The organism is Cupriavidus sp. AU9028, assembly GCF_019795295.1.
Classification (GTDB): domain Bacteria; phylum Pseudomonadota; class Gammaproteobacteria; order Burkholderiales; family Burkholderiaceae; genus Cupriavidus.
This window is the reverse complement of the sequence record NZ_JAIMCG010000009.1, coordinates 107,403-128,573: the sequence shown is the minus strand read 5'-3', so window position 1 is coordinate 128,573 and position 21,171 is coordinate 107,403. Positions and strand designations below refer to the sequence as shown.

Sequence of the window (21,171 nt, the reverse complement as noted above, 5' to 3'; positions counted from 1 at the left end):
GCTCCTAGAATCGTTGCCATGGCGCCCTCATGCGCCATGCGCGCACACCTTCGCGCACCACAACAACGATGACATCGCCCGGCGCCACAGCGGACTGCACGGGCAGGAGACAAGGCGCTGGCCGATCCGGCTGGATTGGCCCGGCCCGCGCCGCCTGCCGCCCTTGCCCCAGCCTCTGCCGTCGCGCCCCCTTTGATTGCCGCCCAGCCGGCACAGGAGACTTCCCATGCGACATTCCTTCCCTCGCTTTTCGGCCGTGTTCCGCCAGGGCTGCACCGGCGCTGCCGCCGCGGTGACGCTGGTGGCGGCCTTCGCCTCGGCGCCCGCCTTCGCGCTCGATACCGCCAAGATCGTGATCGGCGCCAATCCCGGCGGCGGCTGGGACCAGGCAGGGCGCGCCCTCGGCGCGGCAATGGTGTCGGCCGGCGTGGCCAAGTCGGTGTCCTATGACAACCGTGGCGGTGCCGGCGGCACCATCGGGCTGACCCAGTTCGTCAACACCGACAAGGGCAATCCCAATGCGCTGATGGTGACCGGCGCCGTCATGGTCGGCGCGATCGAAGCGAACAAATCGCCGGTGACGCTGAAGAACGCCACCCCGGTGGCACGCCTGCTGTCCGACGCGCTGGTCATCACCGTGCCGGCCAGCTCGCCGATCAAGTCGATGCAGCAACTGGTCGCGCAACTGAAGGCCAATCCGGGCAGTGTCAGCTGGGGCGGCGGCTCCAAGGGCGGCATCGACCATGTCCTGGCCGGGCTGCTGGCCAAGGAAGTGGGTGTCGATCCGCGCAAGATCAACTACGTGCCGTTCCAGGGCGGCGGCGAAGCGTCGGCCTCGATCCTGGGCGGCCACGTGACGGCGGGCATCGCCGGCGTCTCCGAATTCCTGCCCTTCATCCGCTCGGGCAAGATGCGCGCGCTGGCGGTGACGGCCAAGGACCGGGTCGCCGACATCCCGACCCTGCGCGAGCAGAACATCAACGTCGAGCTCTACAACTGGCGCGGCGTCTACGGTGCGCCGGGCATCAACGCCGCACAACGCCAGGCGCTGACCGAGGCGGTGGTCAAGGCCACCGAAAGCCCGTCGTGGAAGAGCGCCCTGACCAAGAACGACTGGACGCCGTTCCTGCTGACCGGCGACGAGTTCGGCAAGTTCGTCGACGCGGAATCGGCTCGCCTGGGCGCCATCCTGCGTGAACTGGGCGTGGCCAAGTAAGGCACCTGCATCGCTTCGCACCCGCGCGGCCGGGGCTCGGAACCGAGCTTCCTTGCCGGCCGCCCCTCTGGCAGGAGTTCCGCATGAAACCGTCCCACACCGTCATCGGCATCGTCGTGCTGCTGCTGTCGGCCCTGTTCTTCGCCGGCCTCTCCGGTATTTCGGGCGATGCCGGCTATGCCGGCCTGTCGCCGCGCTTCCTGCCCACGCTGGTCGCGGTGGGACTGGCGGTGTGCGGCGCGCTGCTGACGCTGCAGGGTCTGCGCGGCGGCTTCCAAGCCATGCCGGCCGAGGACGCCTCGCTGCCGAGCCGGCCGCACAGCCCGCGCGGCTTCCTCTGGGTGGCGGCAGGTCTGGTGCTCAATATCGTGCTGATCGGCACGATCGGCTTCGTGCTCGCCAGCACCCTGATGATGACCTGCGTGGCGCGCGGCTATGGCAGCCGCCGACCACTGCGCGACGCCCTGATCGGCCTCGCGCTGACCGTGCCGATGTGGCTGCTGTTCGACGCCCTGCTCGGCATCGAGCTGCCCCTGCTACCGCTGCTTGAGCGCGCCGGCGGCTGATCGTTGCACGCTTGCCCGCAACGGTCCACACCGCCAGGAGATCGATGATGGATACCCTTAACCAATTGATGCACGGCTTCGCCGTCGCCATCACGCCGCTGAACCTGATGTGGGCGCTGGTTGGCTGTTTTCTCGGCACCGCGATCGGCGTGCTGCCGGGGATCGGGCCCGCGCTGACCGTCGCCATGCTGTTGCCGCTGACCGCCAAGGTCGAGCCGACCGCGGCGATGATCATGTTCGCCGGCATCTACTACGGCGCCATGTACGGCGGCTCGACGACCTCGATCCTGATGAATACGCCGGGCGAGTCGTCGACCATGATCACCGCGATGGAAGGCAACCTGATGGCCAAGCGGGGTCGCGCCGGTCCCGCGCTGGCCACCGCGGCAATCGGCTCCTTCGTCGCCGGCACCATCGCCACGGTGCTGCTGTCGATGTTTGCCCCCGTCGCGGCCGACTTCGCGCTGCAGTTCGGCCCCGGCGAGTATTTCATGATCATGCTGCTGGCCTTCACCACGGTGTCAGCCGTGCTCGGCTCGTCGCTGCTGCGCGGCATGACCAGCCTGTTCATCGGTCTGGCCATCGGCCTGGTCGGCATGGATTCGCTGTCCGGGCAGACCCGCTACACCGGGGGCGTGCAGGAGCTGTACGACGGCATCGACATCGTGGTGGTCGCGGTCGGGCTGTTCGCGGTGGGCGAGGCGCTGTTCAACGCGTTCTTCCCGCAGGCCGATGGCGGCATCAACAAGCCCGGCCCGGTGATGATGACGCGCCAGGACTGGAAGCGCTCGATCCCGGCCTGGCTGCGCGGCACGGCGATCGGCTTTCCGTTCGGCCTGATCCCCGCGGGCGGCGCCGAGATTCCGACCTTCCTGTCGTATGCCAGCGAGAAGAAGCTGTCGGCGCATCCGGAGGAGTTCGGCAAGAGCGGCGCGATCGAGGGCGTGGCCGGACCGGAGGCCGCCAACAACGCCACCGTGACCGCCGCGCTGGCGCCGCTGCTGACGCTGGGCATTCCGACCTCGAGCACCACCGCCATCCTGCTGGCCGCGTTCCAGAACTACAACCTGCAGCCCGGACCGATGCTGTTCCAGACTTCCGGCGATCTGGTGTGGGGCCTGCTTGCCTCGCTCTATATCGGCAACGTGATGCTGCTGGTGCTGAACCTGCCGGCGATCGGCCTGTGGGTGCGGATGCTGCGGATTCCCACGCCGCTGCTCTACGGCGGCATCCTGATCTTCGCCAGCCTGGGCGCCTATGGCATCCGCCAGTCCGCCTTCGACCTGCTGCTGCTCTTTGCGATCGGCCTGCTGGGCATGGCGATGCGGCGCTTCGATTTTCCCACCGCGCCGGTGATCGTCGGCATGATCCTCGGTCCGCTGGCGGAGAAGCAGCTGCGCAATGCGCTGTCGATCAGCCAGGGCGACTGGAGCCAGTTCGTGCGCCATCCCATCTCGGCTTCGATCCTCGCACTGACGGTGGCCGTGGTGGTGGTGCCCCGACTGCTGGGCTGGCTGGCGCGCCGCTCGGCGACGCGCGAGATGGCTGACGGCGCCCGCTAGTTCGCGGCACAATGCAGGCTGGCGGCGCCGACCGCGCCGCCAGCCGACCTCGGGTCGCCTCGGACCCGGGCCCGGCCCTGCGCCCTCTCGGGGGCGCAGGGCCGTCATACAAGAAAGCGGCGGCGCAGCGCGCCAGCCAGCCCTTCCATGTCATCCTTTCTCTCCCGCTGGCGTCCGATCGCGCAGACGCTGCTGCTCGCCCTTGCCGCCGCCTTGCTGTGCGAATGGCTTCGCACCCCCTTGCCCTGGATGATCGGTCCGCTGCTGTCGGTCGCTTCGATGCGGATGGCGGGCGCCGACCTGCGCGCCCCTGCGCAGGCGCGCAATGCCGGGCAGTGGGCCATCGGCACCTCGCTGGGGCTGTATTTCACGCCGACGGTGGTCGCCAAGCTGGTCGACTTCCTGCCCTATATCATCGGCAGTTCGCTGTTCGCGGTGGCTCTGGGCGCCGCCGGCGCGCTGCTGGTGCGCAAGACCACCGGGGTCGCCTTCAAGACCGCGTTCTTCTCGACCGCCATCGGCGGTGCGTCGGAGATGGCCAACCTGGCCGAGCGCAATGGCGCGCGCATCGACCAGGTCGCCGCCGCGCATTCGTTGCGCGTGCTGCTGGTGGTAGTCCTGGTGCCGGCGCTGTACCAGTACAACGGCATTCACGGACTCGACCCCTATATTCCCGGGCCCCGCACGGTGGACCTGCCCGGCCTTGCCCTGCTGATCGCCATCACGGTGGCCGCCGCGCTGGCGATGCGGCGGTTCAATCTGCCCAACCCCTTCGTGATCGGCACGCTGATCGCTGCCGCGCTGCTGACCGCTTCGGGCATCGAGCTCTCCGCGATTCCCGTCTCGATGAGCCATGCCGGCCAACTGCTGATCGGCGTGTCGCTGGGCGTGCGGTTCTCGCGCGAATTCCTGCATACCGCGCCGCGCTTCCTGTCCGGCATCGCGCTCTACACGCTGGTGGCGCTGCTGGTGTCCGCGCTGTTCGGCTGGAGCCTGGCCGCGCTGTCCGGCGAGCATCCGGCGACGATGATCCTGGGCACCACGCCGGGCGGCATCGCCGAGATGTGCATCACCGCCAAGGTGCTGGAGCTGGGCGTGCCGCTGGTTACCGCCTTCCACGTGATCCGGATGGCCTTCGTGGTGCTGTGCACCGGCCCCCTGTATCATTGGCTCAAATATCGAGCCGCTCCGGAGGAGACCGAGTAAGGGGTGACGGGGCCGGGCGGCCGCCACGTTCGACAGGACACCGATGCCCGAGCCGACCCTTTCCCTTGCCGACGCCGATGCCATCCTCGACGAAGTTCTCGCGCCGTGGGTGCGCCAGCTGCGGCTGCGCGCGCACCGGGTCGAAGCCGATGGCGTGACGCTGCTGCTGCCCTTCGATCCCTCGCTGCGCCACGCGGGCGGCGTCGTCTGCGGACAGGTACTGATGTCCGCGGCGGACACCGCGATGATCGTGGCCATCGCCAGCCAGCTTGGCGGCTTCAAGCCGATGACCACCGTGAGCCTGACCACCAACTTCATGCGCCCGGTGATCGAGGGCGACATGCTGGTGCGCGCCTCGGTGCTGCGCATGGGCAAGACGGTGGTGTTCGGCGCCATCGAACTACGCGGGCATGACGGCAAGCTGGCGGTGCAGGCCACCACCACCTATGCGCTGCTCTGAAGCGCCCATGCCAGCCGCTTCCGCAACCGGGCAAACCGGCACGGCAGCGCACCCGGTATCGGGTCCCTTCGACCAGGTCGTCTTTGCCGGCGGCGGCAATCGCTGCTGGTGGCAGGCCGGATGGTGGGACACCGTCGCGCCCGAGCTGCAGCTGCGCCCGCGCGTGATCGCCGGCATCTCGGCCGGTGCCGCCACGGCCTGCATGCTCTACACCCACGCCTCGCGGGAGGTAATGGCCTACTACGAGCAAGTGCTGTCCGGCAACAAGCGCAATGCGTACTGGCGCAACCTGCTGGGCAACCAGCGCGTGTTCCCGCATTACGGCATCTACCGCGCGGCGCTGCTGTCGATCCTGTCGGACGGCCGCATGGAACGGCTGCGCGCCGCGCCGGAAATCCGCATCGGCGTCGCGCATATTCCGCGCTGGTGTGGGCCACGCCTGGCGGTGCTGGCGGGCCTGGTCGCCTATAACATCGACAAGCATCTGCTCAAGACGCTGCATCCGCGCCTGGGCAGGACGCTGGGTTTTCATCCCGAGTTCGTGCGCGCGCAGGACTGTCCCACGCCCGAGGCACTGGCCGACCTGCTGCTGCAGTCCTCCTGCACGCCGCCCTTTACGCCGGTACTGCGGCGCGATGGCCGTGCCGTGCTTGACGGCGGGCTGGTCGACAACGTCCCGGTCGATGCGCTGGACCGCGGCCCCGGCGACGTGCTGGTGCTGATGACCCGCCTGTACCCGCGGCCGCGCTGCTTCTCGATGGAGATCGACGGCCAGCGGCGCCTCTACCTGCAGCCATCGCAGCGCGTGCCCATCTCCAGCTGGGACTACACCCGCCCGCAAGGCATGGCGCTTGCATACGACCTGGGGCGGCGCGACGGCGAATCGTTCCTGCGCCAATGGGCCGAAGGCACCGTCGCCGGGCTGGAGGCCATCTCATAGCCGGGCCGCACGCACGGTGCCGCCCCGGATCCTTTGCATCGCAACGTCCAATCGACATGCGGCCGGCAAGCCGCGACAGGAGGCAAGATGAGCAGACGCCAGGGTGACACCGGACACGAACGCCAGAGCGCCTACAAGGTATCCGCCGAGCCGAGGATGGAGCATGTACCCCGGGGCAAGCCCGCCAAGGCCGGCCCCTATCGCCAGGCGGACTTCGTCGTGATTGGCGGCGGTTCTGCCGGTGTCGCCGCGGCGATGCGGGCGGCTTCCCATGGCGCCAGCGTGATCCTGGTCGAGCGCGATCGCATCGGCGGCACCTGCGTGAACCGTGGCTGCATTCCGAAGAAGATGCTCAGCTATGGCGCCAGCCTGGCCTCCATCCTGAGCGGGTGCCTGGCCCATACCGGCGGACGCGAGGACTGGAACGATGCGATTACCCGCGTCACCGCCGAGATGGCCCGGCTGCATGCCAGCTACAAGCAGCGGCTGCAGGAAGCGGGCGTGCAGCTGCTGCATGGCGAGGCGAGCGTGGTGTCGCCGGGTTTCGTGCAGGTTGGCAACGAAACCCTGCAGGCGTGGCGCACCCTGATCGCCACCGGCTCGCGGCCCACGGCGCTGCCGGTCCCCGGCGGCGAACTGGCCGCGACCTCCGACGACGTGTTCGGCTGGACCGGCGTGCCGGCCTCGCTGGCCGTGGTCGGCGGCGGCTATATCGCCGTGGAGATGGCCTCGATCCTGTCGCGCTACGGGGTCAAGGTGGATCTGCTGGTGCGCGGGCCGCGGCTGCTGGAGAACTTCGACGAAACCATCGCCACGGCGCTGGGCGAGGCCCTGCGCGCCAAGGGGGTGCGTCTGCATTTCAATACCGACGTCACCATGCTGAGCCAGTCCAATGGCGCGACCGAGGTCTGCTACCGGCAGCGCGACGGCGCCGACCCGCAGCACGTGCACAGCCTGCGGGTGCAGGCCGTGCTGGCCGCCATCGGCCGCGAGCCGGTGCTCGATACGCTGGGACTGGACGCGCTCGACGTGGCCCGCGCCGAATCGGGCAACCTGCGCGTGGACCGGCAGTTCCGCACCAGCGTGCGGGGCCTGCATGCGATCGGCGACGTCATCGACTGCCCGCAACTGACACCGGTGGCCATCGCGCAGGGGCGCTGGCTGGCCGACCGGCTGTTTGCCCGCAGCAGCGAGCGGCCCGACTTCGATGTCGTCCCCACTGCCGTGTTCAGCGAGCCGGCCGTCGGCAGCGTCGGCATGACCGAAGCCCAGGCGGTGCAAGCGGCGGGCAGCGCCGCGCGCATCGGCGTCAGCCTGCGCCGCTTCGTGTCGCTGGAGAGCCGGTTCGCCGGCAGCACGATCCCCTCGCTAATCAAGATCATCTATAACGCACGCAGCCAACGAGTGCTCGGCATTCATATTCTAGATAACGCCGCCCCGGAGATCGTGCAGGCGATGGCGGTGGCGATCCGGCTCGGGTTGCGCCTGTCGCATCTGGAAACCACGGTGCGGCTGCATCCGAGCGTGGCGGAGGAGTTGTTCGGCCCGGTCTGACCGGGTCGCCTTCAGCGCGGGCGGACGGCGGGGATGGCAACGATCCGGTCGAAGGCCGCCGCCGGCGCGGCGTCACCGCCGTCCTCGCCAGCGCCGGCTTCGGTTGGCAGATAACCGACGGCGAACACATCGGCAACCGCCGTGCCCTGCCGCTCTTGCAGCCAGCGGGGCACGCCGATGTCCTTGCGTACATGGCCGTTGCCGGCGATCAGCACCACGGGCCGGGGTGGCGGGCTGCCGTCGCTCGAGGCCGCCATGACATGCGCCATCACGGCATCGCGCGCGACCTGCGCCGCCGCCATGCCGGGCAGCAGCGAAGCGGGCATCTGCGCACTGTGAGCGGCGGCGATGCCGGCCTGCTGCGCCTGCGCCAGTTCGGCCGCCAACGGCGTATCGAGCCCCAGCTGCGCGCGCTGCGGCGCGGCAAATACCGCGGCCACGCCTTCGCGCACCACGCGCCTGGCGTCGGCGCGCGACAGGTTGGCCGCTACCAGCGGCAGGTCGTACTGCAAGGCCAGCGCGATGACCGGCCGATACAAGGACCAGTCCCAGCCGGGGCCACCCGCGGCGGCGATCAGATGATCGGCGTCGCCGGGACGCTCGCGGCGAGCGCGGTCGAGTTCGCCCTGCCGCTCACGGTCGAACTGTTCCATGGCGATGACCGGACGCCAGCCGGCCCGTACCGATTCCTGCAGCGCCTGCAGCCGCAACTGGTGGCCGTCGGCGTTGTCGTGCTGCTCGCCCAGCAGCACGTAGCGATGCGAGGCGAGCGGCAGCGGGGAGGCGCGCTGCGGGGCAGGGCCGGCACAGCCGGCAAGCAGCGCACCAATTGCACCAAGCGCGCCGAGCGCGCCGAGCGCGACAGCGGCGCGGGCAAGTGCAAGGCGTGGCGAGCCGCCTGTGCCCGGCGTCGCCGTGCGGTCGCAGCGGCTGTCAGCCGTGCGCATGCCCGCCCGCGGTAATCGGCACGCGGTTGCCGTCCGCATCGATTTCCAGCGGCCCGTTGCCCGAGAAGCGATCGAGCGCCAGATAGATCACGGGCGTGATGAACAGCGTGATCACCTGCGAGAACAGCAGTCCGCCCACCACCGCCAGCCCCAGCGGCTGGCGCAGTTCGGCACCGGCACCCAGGCCCAGCGCGATCGGCAGCGCGCCCATGATGGCCGCCAGCGTGGTCATCATGATCGGGCGGAAACGCAGCAGGCAGGCCTGCCGGATCGCCCGTGCCGGCACCATGCCCTGCTCGCGCTGCGCGGCCAGCGCGAAGTCGATCATCATGATGGCGTTCTTCTTGACGATGCCGATCAGCATCAGCACGCCGATGATCGCGATCAGGGACAGCTCGACGCGGAAGAGGAACAGCGTCAGCAGCGCGCCGACCGCGGCAGAGGGCAGGCCCGCGAGAATCGTCAGCGGATGGATGTAGCTCTCGTACAGCACGCCCAGCAGCACGTAGATCACCGCGATCGCGGCAATCAGCAGGATCACCTGCGTCGCCTGCGACGACTGGAACACCGCCGCGTCGCCCCCCCAATTGGTGAAGATGGTCTGCGGCAGCGCGGTCTCGCGCTTGAACTGCTCCATCTTCACCGAGGCGTCGCCCAGCGCCGCGCCGGGTGCCAGGTTGAAGGAGATCGTTACCGCCGGCAGCTGCCCCTGGTGGTTGACCGCGATCGGCCCGACACGCCGCTCGGTGGTGGCGAACGCGGACAGCGGCACCAGCTGGCCGGTGTTGCTGCGCACGTAGATCTTGGCGAAGGCGGTTTCGTCGAGCCGGTCCACCTCCGCGGCCTGCAGGATCACGTAGTAGCTGTCCAGCGGCGTGTAGATGGTCGACACCTGCCGCTCGCCGAACGCGCTGTACAGCGCGGTGCGCACGTCCTGCATCTGCACGCCGAGCGAGTTGGCCTTGTCCCGGTCGATCGACAGCTGCGCCTCCAGGCCCGCCTGCTGGGAGTCGCTGGTCACGTCGCGGAAGATCGGGTCGGCGCGCATCTTCTCGATCATCCGGTCGGCTGCCGTCTGCAGGTCCGCCGCCTTCACGCTCTGCAAGGTGTACTGGTAGCGGCTCTTGCTCTGACGGCCGCCCAGCTGCAGGTTCTGCACCGGGCGGAAATAGACGTTCAGGCCGGGAACGCCGGCGACATCGCGCCGCAGCGACTCGACCACCTGCGGCATCTTCGGGCGCTCGCCGTGCGGCTGCAGCTCGATGAACATGCGGCCGGTGTTGATGGCGGGAGAGGGCCCGCCGCCGATCGACACCACCACGCTCTTGACGGCCGGATTGCGGCGCATCCGCTCCGCGGCATCGCGCAGGCGCTCCGACATCGCCTCGAACGAGATGTCCTGCGGACCTTCGGCGTTGACCTGGATCTGGCCGATATCCTCTTCCGGGAAGAACCCCTTGGGGATCACCGCGAACAGCACGGCGGTCAGCACGAAGGTCAGCGCCGCGATGCCCAGCACCACGCCCCGGTGCGCCAGGCACCAGTCCAGCCCGCGCGCATAGCGGTGCAGCGTGAACTCGAACAGGTTCTCGAACCACTGCGTCGAGCGCATGCCCAGCGACTGCTTCTGCGCCGGCCGGGACGCCGCATGCGCGGGCGCATCGCCATAGGCGTGCTGCGATTCGTCGACCGGCACGTTCTCCGCGGACAGATAGCGCGCGCACAGCATCGGGATCAGCGTCAGCGACACCAGCGCCGAGACCAGGATGGCCAGCGACACCACCGCGGCGAACTCGTGGAACAGCAGCCCGATCACCCCCGGCATGAAGAAGATCGGAATGAACACCGCGACCAGCGACACCGAGATCGACACGATGGTGAAGCCCATCTCGCGCGAGCCGACCAGTGCCGCCTTCAGCGGCGCCATGCCTTCCTCGATATGCCGGACGATGTTCTCCAGCATCACGATGGCGTCATCGACCACCAGCCCCACCGCCAGCGTGATGGCCAGCAGCGACACGTTATCCAGGCTGTAGCCGAACGCCTTCATCAGCGCCACGGTGCCGATCAGCGAGATCGGCAGCGACACGGTCGGAATCAGCGTGGCCGCGGCACGGCGCAGGAACAGGAAGATCACCATGATCACCAGCGCCGCGGTCAGGGCGAGGGTGAACTGCACGTCGTGGATCGACTCGCGCACCGAGCGCGAACGGTCGTTGACCACGTTGACGCTGACCGACGACGGCATCTGCTGGATCAGGCGCGGCAATTCGGCGCGGATGGCGTCGACCACGGCGACCGTGTTGGCATCCGGCTGACGCTGCACGGCCAGCACGATGGAGCGCTCGTTGTTCAGCCAGCTGCCGGTCTTCAGCGTCTCGACGCTGTCCTCGACTTCGGCCACGTCCGACAGCCGCACCACGGCGCCGTTGGGCTGGCTGGCCACGATGATGTCCCGGAACGCCTCGGCGTTCGCCAGCTGCCGGTTGGCCTGGATCGTCAGCATCTGGCGCGGGCCGTCCAGCGTGCCGACCGGCGTGTTGGCGTTGGCCCGGTTCAGCGCGGAGGCCAGTTCGTCCAGCGTCAGGCCGCGTGCGGCAAGCGCGTCAGGCCGTGCGCGCACCCGCACCGCGAAACGCTTCTGGCCGTAGATCAGCACCTGGGCGACACCTGGCAGGGTCGACAGGGTCGGCGCGATCAGGTTGTCGCCATAGGCGTTGAGTTCGGCCAGGCTCATCGCCGGCGAGTTGATCGCCAGCAGGATCACCGCCGCGTCGGCCGGATTGACCTTGCGGTAGGACGGCGGCACCGTCATCTCGGTGGGCAGCTGGCGCTGCGCGCGGAACAGCGCCGACTGCACGTCCACCGCTGCCGCGTCGATATCGCGGTCGCTGTTGAATTCGATCGTGATGCTCGAATTGCCCAGCGTATTCGCCGAGGTGATCACCGACACGCCGGGGATGGTGGAGAACTGCTTCTCCAGCGGCGTGGCGACCGAGGCCGCCATGGTTTCCGGGCTGGCCCCGGGCAGGGTAGCGGTGACCTGGATCACCGGCGAGTTGAAGCTGGGCAGCGCCGCGATCGGGATCGTCGGGTACAGCACGATGCCGGTTACCACCAGCGCGATGCAAAGCAGCACCGTCATCACAGGACGGCGGATGCAAAGTTCGGACAGTGTCATGGCGTCAATGTCCGGCGGGGCCAGCGGCCTTGCCGGCGCTGGCGCCGGCATTTCCTCCCGCGGCGGGCACTTCCCGCACCAGCACGCCCGGGCGCAGGTTCTGCACACCCTCGACCACCACGCGGGTGGCGGCCGGCACGCCCTCGACCACCGCAGCGTCGGCGGTTGCCGCGCGCAACTGCACCGGCATCGCCTTGACCTTGCCGTCCGCGCCCACCGCATAGACGAAGCGGCCCTCGGGTCCGGTCACCACCGCCTGCGGCGGCACCGACACCACGCCGGTCAACGTCTGCACCACCGCCTCGACCCGCGCGTAGGTGCCCGGCCAGAGCCGCTGCTCGTTGTTGTCGAACTGCGCCTTGACGCGGATGGTGCCGTACTGCGGATCGACGGTGTTGTCCACGAAGGTGATGCGGCCCCGCACCGGCTCGGGGTTGCCGTCGTTCGGCTGCGCCATGACCGGCACCGGTCCCGCGTTCAGCGCCTCGCGCAGCGCGGCCAGCTGCCGCTCGGGCAGGGTGAAGGTCACCGCGATCGGACGAATCTGCGCCACCGTGACCATCGGCGTCGTGCTGCCCGGTTGCACCAGCGAACCCGGGAAGACGTTGATCACTCCGGTACGGCCGGCGATCGTGGCGCGGATCTGGCCGTAGCTGACGGCAACCTGGCTGGCCTCGATGGCCGCCTGATCGGCGCGCACGGTTGCTGCCAGCGAATCGACGCGCGCCTTGGCGGTGTCCACCGCGCTTTGCGAAATGAAGTTGCGCCCCAGCAGTTCCTGGCTGCGTGCCAGTGCCCGCATCGCGTCGTCGTAATCGGCCTTGTCGCGCAGCAGTTGCGCCCGCGCCCGGGCCAGATTGGCCTCGTCCATGCGGGTGTCGAGCGAGAACAGCAGATCGCCGGGGCGCACGTCCTGACCCTCGCGGATATGGACGGTGCGCACGGTGCTGGACACCTGGGGCCGCACCTCGACCGTCGACAGCGAAGTCACGTTGCCGTTGACGCTGATACGCAGCGGAACGTCGCCCTGGCGGGCCAGTGCCGTGCTGACCGGGATGGTGGCGGGCGCGGCGGGCGGGGGCTTCGGTGCGAACCAGGCGCGCCAGGCCAGCCAGGCGCCGCCCGCCAGCAGCAGCAGGACAAGCAGCACCAGCCATGGCGACACGCGGCTCCGGCCGGTTCCTGTCGCCGGCGTCCAGTGACTTTCGACGAAGCCCTTGGCCTGGTCGATCCCCTTCGTTTTCATGCGAACCCTCTGCCCTGCGCCACGCCTGCTGCGTGGTGCTCCCCGTTCCTGTTGTCCCGCCGTGCCCGGAGGCTTCTGTGAGCCGCTGCGGACCGGCGGCCCTTACTTTAAACCTGCAGCCGCGTCCTCGGCCGTTCCAGGACCGATTTCACGGCACTTCGGGCGGCCCGACGTATTACAAACCATTACAGCGGCAGGCAGCCGGCGGGCGAACGATGGCGTGCCGGACGCACGGCAGTTGGCCCAAGCTTATGTATCAGGACTCAAACATTAGCAGAAAAGGAAAAGCGCCGGTCGCGGAACCGGCCCTTCACTGTGGCGCCACGCTCACGTTTACGTCCTGCCCGCTGGTTGCGCGCAGGGCTGGCCGGCACGCAACCACCGGCGTCCCAGCCGCGTGGCGCGGGCCGACACCAGCAGCGCCAGCAGGATCCACAGCGCCGAGCCCCAATGCAGTGCATCCACCCCGGCCAGCGCGTAGATCGCCGCACCACTGGTGGCGCCAATCGCCTGGCCCAGGTAGATCGACGAGGAATTGAGCGAGATCGAGGCGGCCGCCCGCTCCGGCGCCAGAATCACCAGCCGCGCCTGCTGCGCGCTGTTGGTGGCAAAGCCGCCCACGCCCCACAGCATGAAGACCAGCACCAGCGCCAGCGTGCCCAGCCCGGTCAGCGGCCACAGCAGCATTGCCGCCAGCGAACTGCCCAGCGCGATCAGCACCACGCGCCCCGGCGTGAGCCGGTCCATGCGCGAGGCGGCCAGCAGGTTGCCGAACACGCCGCAGGCGCCATAGGCGAGGAACATCAGGCTCAGGCCCGCGCCCTGAATGCCATGCACATCGCGCAGCATGGGCGCGATATAGGTGAACATCGTGAACATGCCAGCCGACGAGATCATCGTCACCGACACCACCAGCATCAGGGGCGTATGCCGCAGCACCGCGGCCCAGGCGGCCCGTCCTACCGGCTGCACCATCAGCCCGCGCGGCAACACGCGCCACAGCGCACAGGCCACGCCCAGCGCCAAGATGCCGACTACCGTCATGCTGACGCGCCAGCCAAAGCCGTTGCCGATCCAGGTCCCCAGCGGCACGCCGACCACGCTGGCAATGCTCCAGCCAAGGAAGACGAAGCTGATCGCCCGGCCGCGCTGCCCGGGCTCGACCAGCAGCGGCAGCGTGGCGGCCGCCTGCGGGGTATAGATGGCCGCGCCAATCGCGGTGACGAAGCGCAGCACGACCAGCGTGCCGAACTCCGGCGCCAGCGCGCAGGCCAGATGCAGCGCGCCGTACAGCGCCAGCGAGCCCACCAGCAGCAGGCGCCGGTCGATACGCGAGCCAAGCGTGGCGAACAGCGGCGCACCGATGCAGCAGGCCAGCGCGAAGGCGGAGATCAACTGGCCCGCGGTCGCGGCACTGATGGCGAAGTCGGCGGCAATGTCGTTCAGCATGCCGGTGACGATCATCGCACCGGTGCCGATCACGAAATTGCCGACGCAAAGCGTCAGTAGCCTGGGGTCCATGGGAAAGCGAAGAGCAAATGGGGAGAAGGCCGGAGTGCCGCGCCTGTCGGACCGGGGTCCCATGGGGCGCACCTGGAGTCGCCGCAGTGTAGCGGTTTTGGCCGCGCCGTGCCTCGAACCGCCCGGGAATGTCGCGGTCCTGTTCGACTGGGATGGCAATATGCGGCGACCCGGGAGAAGATTGCCGCAGCCCTTGGAATCCGCTCCGAGCAGCTCGACCTGGTCTGACCCTTCGCCTCGCTGACCGCTCTCCTGGCGGCCGCCCGCCGTTGCTATCCGCGCGACAGCGCCGGCGTCAGCGCGCGCGGGTTGACCACGCTGTCGTGCTTGCCCGCCAGTACGTCGAGGATGTTCTGGAAGGCGGTACGGAAGTACAACTCGTAGCTGTCGCGCTCCACATAGCCCAGGTGCGGCGTGCAGATGCAGTTCTCCATCCGCAGCAGCGCGTGGCCCTGCAGGATGGGCTCCGACTCGAACACGTCGACCGCCGCCATGCCGGGCCGGCCGCGGTTCAGCGCGCCCAGCAGGGCGTTTTCCTCGACCAGCTCGGCCCGGCTGGTGTTGACGAAGAGGGCGGTGGGCTTCATCCGGCTCAGATCGGCGAGCTTGACCAGGTGCCGCGTCTCGTCGTTCAGGCGCAGGTGCAACGACAGCACGTCGCTATCCGTGAACAGCTGTTCCCGGGACTCTGCCACCGCGAAGCCGTCCTCGCGCGCCGCCTGCTGCGACGCCTCCCGCCCCCACACCAGCACCGACATGCCAAAGGCCTTGCCGTAGCCCGCCACCAGCCGGCCGATCTTGCCGTAACCCCAGATGCCCAGCGTCTGGCCGCGCAGCACCTGGCCGAGGCCGAAGTTCGGCGGCATGGTGGTGGACTTCAGCCCCGACTGTTGCCAGGCGCCGTGCTTCAGGCTCGCCACGTACTGCGGAATGCGCCGCTGCGCCGCCATGATCAGCGCCCAGGTCAGCTCCGCCGGCGCCACCGGCGAGCCGACCCCTTCGAGCACCACCACGCCGCGGTCGGTGCAGGCGTCGACGTCGATATGGCTGCCAACGGTGCCGACGCGGCCGGTCTGGCTGATGATCTTCAGCTTCGGCAGCTTCTCCAGCAGCTGGCGGGTCATGCGGGTGCGCTCGCGGATCAGCACCACCGCTTCGACATCGGACAGCCGGGCGGCCAGCTGGCCCACGCCCTTGACGGTGTTGTTGAAGATCTTGACGTCGTGCCCCTCCAGCAGGCGGAAGCAGGGCAGTTTGCGAACGGCGTCCTGGTAGTCGTCGAGAACGGCAATTTTCATGGGCGGGTTGAGGTCATGACGTTAATTGGTTCGCGTGCCCACAGACCGGGGGCCAGCGCCGCCAGTATGGTTGCCGCCAAGGGGTGACGGGAAGGGCGACCGTACGGTGCCGCGCACGCACCCCCGTTCTCCGGCCAAAAACGGGGCTCCAGGAAGGGTGGGCGGATGTTGCAGAGCAAAAACCGAAGCGCATCGACGGTGGTATCCTTGCCGCCTCCGGCGACGCCAGCAATTCGCGGTCGAGCCCTGCTCCCGTGCTCTGGAAGCCGCCGGAACAAGCCTGACGGCGGTTCCCCGCCGCAATTTGCGGGGCAAACCGCCACTGTAGCGCAGCCACGGACGTCCTCGTTGGCATTTATTCCCGGCCCTGCGTCGCGGACTTGTAACGGGATGTGACTGCCTGCCGGACGACGGGCTTGAAGTAGGCCAGGAACGCATCAGACGTTCCGGCATGTGCCAGCAGTACCAGGAAACGGCTACGCGGGTCGTCGCAATGTCCGGCCGAAGGCAAGGACGAGCGACGCCAGGCCGAACGGGGTGGCCGCGCCCGAGAGGCGCGCACCCGACGGAGTCGGCGCATGGGACCGCACCGGTCACGACGCGCGACTCCCGCATGCCCGGAACCGCTTCCAAAAGAAGTGGTCCGTACTGCATTGCGGTCCTGGCACACGCTCCGTTCCGATCCGCCGTACTGCGCTACCGGGGGCCAGGCTTTGCCAAAGAATTCCTTATCCGCTTTGGAGTATCCACGATGAATCATCCCACCATGCAAGGCACGCCGGCACTGAACGTTCCGGCCTGGGTCAAGCACCAGAAGCTGATCGCCTGGGTTACCGAAATCGCCGCGCTGACCAAGCCGGACAGCATCTACTGGTGCGACGGCTCGCAGGAAGAGTACGACCGCCTGTGCGACCAGATGGTCGCGGCCGGCACCCTGAAGCGGCTGAACCCCGCCAAGCGCAAGAACTCCTACCTGGCGCTGTCCGACCCCTCCGACGTGGCGCGGGTCGAGGACCGTACCTTCATCTGCTCGCAGAAGGAAGAAGACGCTGGCCCGACCAACAACTGGACGGCGCCGGGCGAGATGCGCCAGACCCTGAACGGGCTGTTCGACGGCTGCATGCGCGGCCGCACCCTGTATGTGGTGCCGTTCTCGATGGGCCCGCTGGGCTCGCCGATCGCCCACATTGGCGTGGAGCTGTCCGACAGCCCGTATGTCGCCGTCAACATGCGCATCATGACCCGCATGGGTCGCGCCGTGTACGACGTGCTGGGCGCCGACGGCGAGTTCGTGCCGTGCGTGCACACGGTTGGCAAGCCGCTGGCGGCCGGCGAGAAGGACGTGCCGTGGCCGTGCAACCCGACCAAGTACATCGTCCACTTCCCCGAAACCCGCGAGATCTGGTCGTTCGGCTCGGGCTACGGCGGCAACGCGCTGCTGGGCAAGAAGTGCTTCGCGCTGCGGATCGCCTCGACCATGGGCCGCGACGAGGGCTGGCTGGCCGAGCACATGCTGATCCTCGGCGTGACCTCGCCGGAAGGCAAGAAGTACCACGTCGCGGCGGCATTCCCGTCGGCCTGCGGCAAGACCAACTTCGCCATGCTGATCCCGCCCAAGGGCTTCGAGGGCTGGAAGATCACGACCATCGGCGATGACATCGCCTGGATCAAGCCGGGCAAGGATGGCCGCCTGTACGCCATCAACCCGGAAGCCGGCTACTTCGGCGTTGCCCCGGGCACCAGCGAGAAGACCAACTACAACGCGATGGCGACGCTGCGCGAGAACGTCATCTTCACCAACGTGGCGCTGACCGATGACGGCGACGTGTGGTGGGAAGGGATGACCAAGGAAGCGCCGGCGCACCTGATCGACTGGCAGGGCAAGGACTGGACGCCCGAGATCGCCAAGGAGACCGGCGCCAAGGCCGCCCACCCGAACGCGCGCTTCACGGCGCCCGCGTTCCAGTGCCCGTCGATCGACGAGAACTGGGACAACCCGGCCGGCGTGGCGATCGACGCGTTCATCTTCGGCGGCCGCCGCTCGACCACCGTGCCGCTGGTGACCGAGGCCCGCAACTGGGTCGAAGGCGTCTACATGGCCGCCACCATGGGCTCGGAAACCACCGCCGCCGCTGCCGGCCAGCAAGGCGTGGTGCGCCGCGACCCGTTCGCGATGCTGCCGTTCTGCGGCTACAACATGAGCGACTACTTCGGCCACTGGCTGGCGCTGGGCAAGAAGCTGGAAGCGTCGGGCGCGAAGCTGCCGAAGATCTACTGCGTCAACTGGTTCCGCAAGGACGAGTCCGGCAACTTCGTGTGGCCGGGCTTCGGCGAGAACATGCGCGTGCTGTCGTGGATGATCGACCGCGTCGAAGGCCGCGGCGAGGGCACCGAGCACGTGTTCGGCACCACCCCGCGCTACGAGGACCTGAGCTGGGAAGGGCTGGAATTCTCGCCCGAGCAGTTCCAGCAGGTCACCTCGATCGACCGCGCGGCGTGGGAGAAGGAACTGGCGCTGCACGAGGAGCTGTTCACCCAGCTCAAGCACCACCTGCCGCAGGAACTGACCGAGACCAAGGACGCGCTGGCCAGGCGGCTGGCAGCCTGATCGGTACTGCCGTTCCCGTGAGAGCGGGGATGGCAGGGTCCGGTAGTGAGAAAGCCCTCGCATTGCGCGAGGGCTTTTTATCGGGTGAACGTGCGCGATCCAACTGCCGCTCTAACTGCCGCTCTAACTGCCCCCTTCACCCCCGCGATCGCCGTAGCCGCACTCCTTCTGGCTGCGAATCCCAGCACGTACACCGTGTCGAGGATCTCTACATAGCGGTACAACGCAACGTAGCCGCGCGTGCCGCGCCCGATCACCAGTTCGCGTCGATCCTCTTCAACTGGCCGGCCAATCTCTGGTGTTCGACTCAATGCAGCACATTGGTGCTACAGAAGTGAGAGCGGAAGCGCTCGGGAAGCGTAGGGAAGACGACGCACTATCGCTATCGTGAACTGCCACTTCTAGAGCTTTTCCACCGCCTCGCTCCCCACCTGCTCCACCGCATACTTGACCAGCGCCGCACGGCTCTCGATGCCGAGCTTGCGCTTCAAGTTCAGCCGGTGCGTCTCCACGGTGCGTACCGACAGCCCGAGCGCGCCGGCGATTTCCTTGTTGGCCATGCCCTGGCCGATGCGGGCGAGGATGTCGCGTTCGCGCGGCGTCAGCGGATCAAGCGCAAGCGGGGACGCCTCGGCCTGCGCCATGCGCCGGGCGATGGAGGCGCTGAAGAACATGTGGCCGCCCAGCACCGCCTCGATGGCCGCCAGCAGTTCGCCTGCGGGCGCGTCCTTCAAGACATAGCCGCGCGCGCCCGCCTGGACCGCCTGCCGCACGTACTCCAGGTTGTCGTGCATCGACACGACCAGCACGGCGATGGCCGGATAGCGCGTGTGCAGCGCCTCGGTGAAGGCGATACCGCTCATGCCGGCCATGCCGATGTCGGTGATGGCCAGCGCCGGCATGGTTTGCGTCGGCGCGCCTGCGAGCCAGTCCAGCGCGCTCTGGCCGTCCCCCGCCTCGGCGACGACCTGCAACCCTGGCTGCAGCGACAGGTGCATGCGGATGCCGTCCCGCACCAGCACATGATCGTCGACCAGCAGCACGCGCGCCGGTCCGCCGCTCGGCATCGTGCCGATCATGACGAAGCCTCCCCGACCGTTTTACGGGCCTCTTCATGTGGCTGGCTGCGCGCGGTTTCGTCGTCGCCAGGCGTGGGTTCGCCCGCCTGCAATGGTAGCGATGCGCCCAGTCGAGTGCCCGCCGGCCCGGAATCGATATCGAAACGCCCGCCGAGCATGGCCACGCGTTCGCGCAGGTTGCGCAGCCCGATGCCGCGGCTGGGATCCTGCTGCATGCGGGCGACATCGAAGCCAACCCCGTCGTCCTGCACCCGCAGTGCCACGGCGGCAGCGCCGAAGGTCAGCACGATGTCGACGTGACGGGCCGAAGCATGGCGCTCGACATTGGTCAGCGCCTCCTGCGCGATGCGGTACAGCGCGGTGGCAGCCTCCTCCGGCAGCGGCCGCGGCTCGCCCTCGCGGCGCACCCGAATGGCGAGCCCGCTTGCGCCCTGCATCTCGCGCGCGAGCTGTTCGAGCGCGGCATGCAGGCCAAGGTCGTCCAGCAGCGCCGGGCGCAGATTGTGGGCAACGCGGCGGACCTCGCCGAACACGGTCTCCAGCCGGTTCAGCGCCATGCCGAGCACCGGCGCCACCGCCGCTCCCTCTGCCGGTGCCTGCACCAGCCGGTTCACTGCCGCCTCCAGCACCAGCTTGACCGATACCAGCAACTGGCTGACGCCGTCATGCAGTTCGCGAGCCAGCCGCACGCGTTCCTCCTCCTGCGACTGCACCACCCGCTGCGCCAGCTGCCGCAGCTTGGCGTCCGCCTCGCGGTGTTCGCTGATGTTCAAGGCGAGGCCACCCGCGCAGACCAGCAACAGACTGATGCCGGCAATCACGCCGATCCAGGCCAGCGTGGCGCGAATATCCGTCTTCGCACGCTCGTCGAGCTGGCGCAGCGTGTTTTCCACATCGTCCAGATAGATCCCGGTGCCCAGCATCCATCCCCACTCCGGCACCAGCACGACATAGCCGAGCTTGGGCGCCGGTTTGCCGCTGGACGGCTTGCGCCACTCGTATTGGACGGCGCCGCCGCCTGCCTGCGCCACGGCCATCAACCGCTGGATGGTCGGCGTGCCGGTCGAATCGCGCAGATTCCACAGGTCCTGGCCGACCAGCTCGGGCTGGCGCAGATGCATCAGGCTGCGGCCGTGCACGTCATAGAGGAAGAAGTAGCCATCGTGGCCATATTCGAGCCGGGCCAGCGCTTCCATGGCGGCCCGCCGCGCGCCCTCGTCATTGCGGCCGGCGGCGACAAGCGGCGCGATCGCGCTCTGGGCAAGTTCGACGTAATGGTGCAGTTCGGCCCGCTTGCTCTGCAGATAGGCGGCCTCGACCAGCTGACGCTCGTGCAGCGCGAGCGCGGTGGACTGGTCCCGAACCGTGAGCGCGATCGCCAGCATGGCGACGGCCAGCGGCGCGACCGCGAGCAGCAGGATCTTCAGGCGGAGTTTCATCGTGCGCGGAAATGCCGATGCGGCAAGCGTGTCGCCGCCGCGTCTACGTCGTTTGGGGTGTTCTCTACGTAGTACCACGCAGCCGTTCTGCGTAGTTATGCGCTTGTGCCCGGTGGGGCGGGTGTCAATACTACACGCCGGGAGCGTGAACTGCCGGGCCACCGGCGTTGCGCACCATCACGCACGCGGCCGCCTGGCTCCCGCCCGGCAAGCCGCCTGCCCGCCTGAGAACGAGATCCGGACCGCGATGCGAGTACCGGGCGCGCCGCAGACACCCGGAGACCGCCTTCCCCGACCGTCAACCCGACGCCGCCCGGCACGATGCTTGCGCGCCGCGCTTGCCGCGCC

General features: G+C 68.6%; 15 protein-coding genes. 8 read left to right on the top strand and 7 right to left on the bottom strand.

Annotation, left to right across the window (positions count from 1 at the left end):
• Positions 1-226: 226 nt before the first annotated feature.
• From K6V06_RS12065 to K6V06_RS12035, 7 genes are all read left to right on the top strand, one after another.
• Positions 227-1,216: a tripartite tricarboxylate transporter substrate binding protein gene (locus K6V06_RS12065; protein WP_222243693.1), complete on the top strand. Its 990-nt coding sequence runs from the start codon at positions 227-229 to the stop codon at positions 1,214-1,216.
• A gap of 83 nt (positions 1,217-1,299) precedes the next feature.
• Positions 1,300-1,782, top strand: a complete 483-nt coding sequence (locus K6V06_RS12060) for a tripartite tricarboxylate transporter TctB family protein (RefSeq protein ID WP_222243691.1) — start codon at positions 1,300-1,302, stop codon at positions 1,780-1,782.
• A 47-nt stretch (positions 1,783-1,829) separates the two neighbouring features.
• Positions 1,830-3,344 carry a tripartite tricarboxylate transporter permease gene (locus K6V06_RS12055; protein ID WP_222243796.1) on the top strand — a complete coding sequence of 505 codons (1,515 nt, stop codon included), beginning with the start codon at positions 1,830-1,832 and terminating at the stop codon, positions 3,342-3,344.
• A 147-nt stretch (positions 3,345-3,491) separates the two neighbouring features.
• Complete coding sequence (locus K6V06_RS12050) at positions 3,492-4,550, top strand: AbrB family transcriptional regulator (RefSeq protein WP_222243689.1); 1,059 nt, start codon at positions 3,492-3,494, stop codon at positions 4,548-4,550.
• Between the two features lie 43 nt (positions 4,551-4,593).
• Positions 4,594-5,010 (top strand): PaaI family thioesterase, encoded by a 417-nt coding sequence (locus K6V06_RS12045; protein ID WP_222243687.1) that lies wholly within the window; start codon positions 4,594-4,596, stop codon positions 5,008-5,010.
• 7 nt (positions 5,011-5,017) lie between these two features.
• Entirely contained in the window at positions 5,018-5,950 is a 933-nt protein-coding gene (locus K6V06_RS12040; protein WP_222243685.1) for a patatin-like phospholipase family protein, read from the top strand.
• Between the two features lie 87 nt (positions 5,951-6,037).
• Positions 6,038-7,504 carry an NAD(P)/FAD-dependent oxidoreductase gene (locus K6V06_RS12035; RefSeq protein WP_222243684.1) on the top strand — a complete coding sequence of 489 codons (1,467 nt, stop codon included), beginning with the start codon at positions 6,038-6,040 and terminating at the stop codon, positions 7,502-7,504.
• An 11-nt stretch (positions 7,505-7,515) separates the two neighbouring features.
• On the opposite strand, the gene K6V06_RS12030 is transcribed toward K6V06_RS12035, so the two are convergent.
• From K6V06_RS12030 to K6V06_RS12010, 5 genes are all read right to left on the bottom strand, one after another.
• On the bottom strand, positions 7,516-8,451 hold the full coding sequence (locus K6V06_RS12030; protein WP_222243683.1) for a ChaN family lipoprotein: 936 nt from the start codon (positions 8,449-8,451) through the stop codon (positions 7,516-7,518).
• Positions 8,438-11,632, bottom strand: a complete 3,195-nt coding sequence (locus K6V06_RS12025; protein ID WP_222243682.1) for an efflux RND transporter permease subunit — start codon at positions 11,630-11,632, stop codon at positions 8,438-8,440. The genes K6V06_RS12030 and K6V06_RS12025 overlap by 14 nt, the downstream gene beginning before the upstream one ends.
• 4 nt (positions 11,633-11,636) lie before the next feature.
• Positions 11,637-12,878 (bottom strand): efflux RND transporter periplasmic adaptor subunit, encoded by a 1,242-nt coding sequence (locus K6V06_RS12020; protein WP_222243681.1) that lies wholly within the window; start codon positions 12,876-12,878, stop codon positions 11,637-11,639.
• Positions 12,879-13,211: 333 nt separating this feature from the next.
• Positions 13,212-14,399 carry an MFS transporter gene (locus tag K6V06_RS12015; protein WP_222243680.1) on the bottom strand — a complete coding sequence of 396 codons (1,188 nt, stop codon included), beginning with the start codon at positions 14,397-14,399 and terminating at the stop codon, positions 13,212-13,214.
• 272 nt (positions 14,400-14,671) lie between these two features.
• Positions 14,672-15,697 (bottom strand): D-2-hydroxyacid dehydrogenase family protein, encoded by a 1,026-nt coding sequence (locus K6V06_RS12010; RefSeq protein ID WP_222243679.1) that lies wholly within the window; start codon positions 15,695-15,697, stop codon positions 14,672-14,674.
• Positions 15,698-16,448: 751 nt separating this feature from the next.
• On the opposite strand from K6V06_RS12010, the gene K6V06_RS12005 reads away from it, so the two are divergent.
• Complete coding sequence (locus K6V06_RS12005) at positions 16,449-18,305, top strand: phosphoenolpyruvate carboxykinase (GTP) (RefSeq protein WP_222243678.1); 1,857 nt, start codon at positions 16,449-16,451, stop codon at positions 18,303-18,305.
• 401 nt (positions 18,306-18,706) lie between these two features.
• On the opposite strand, the gene K6V06_RS12000 is transcribed toward K6V06_RS12005, so the two are convergent.
• Together K6V06_RS12000 and K6V06_RS11995 are read right to left on the bottom strand one after the other, a co-directional pair.
• Positions 18,707-19,384 carry a response regulator transcription factor gene (locus K6V06_RS12000; protein ID WP_222243677.1) on the bottom strand — a complete coding sequence of 226 codons (678 nt, stop codon included), beginning with the start codon at positions 19,382-19,384 and terminating at the stop codon, positions 18,707-18,709.
• The gene (locus K6V06_RS11995; RefSeq protein WP_222243675.1) at positions 19,381-20,823 is read right to left on the bottom strand and encodes a cache domain-containing protein; all 1,443 of its coding nucleotides are present in this window, start codon (positions 20,821-20,823) and stop codon (positions 19,381-19,383) included. Before K6V06_RS11995 ends, K6V06_RS12000 begins: the two co-directional genes overlap by 4 nt.
• Between the last annotated feature and the right edge of the window lie 348 nt (positions 20,824-21,171).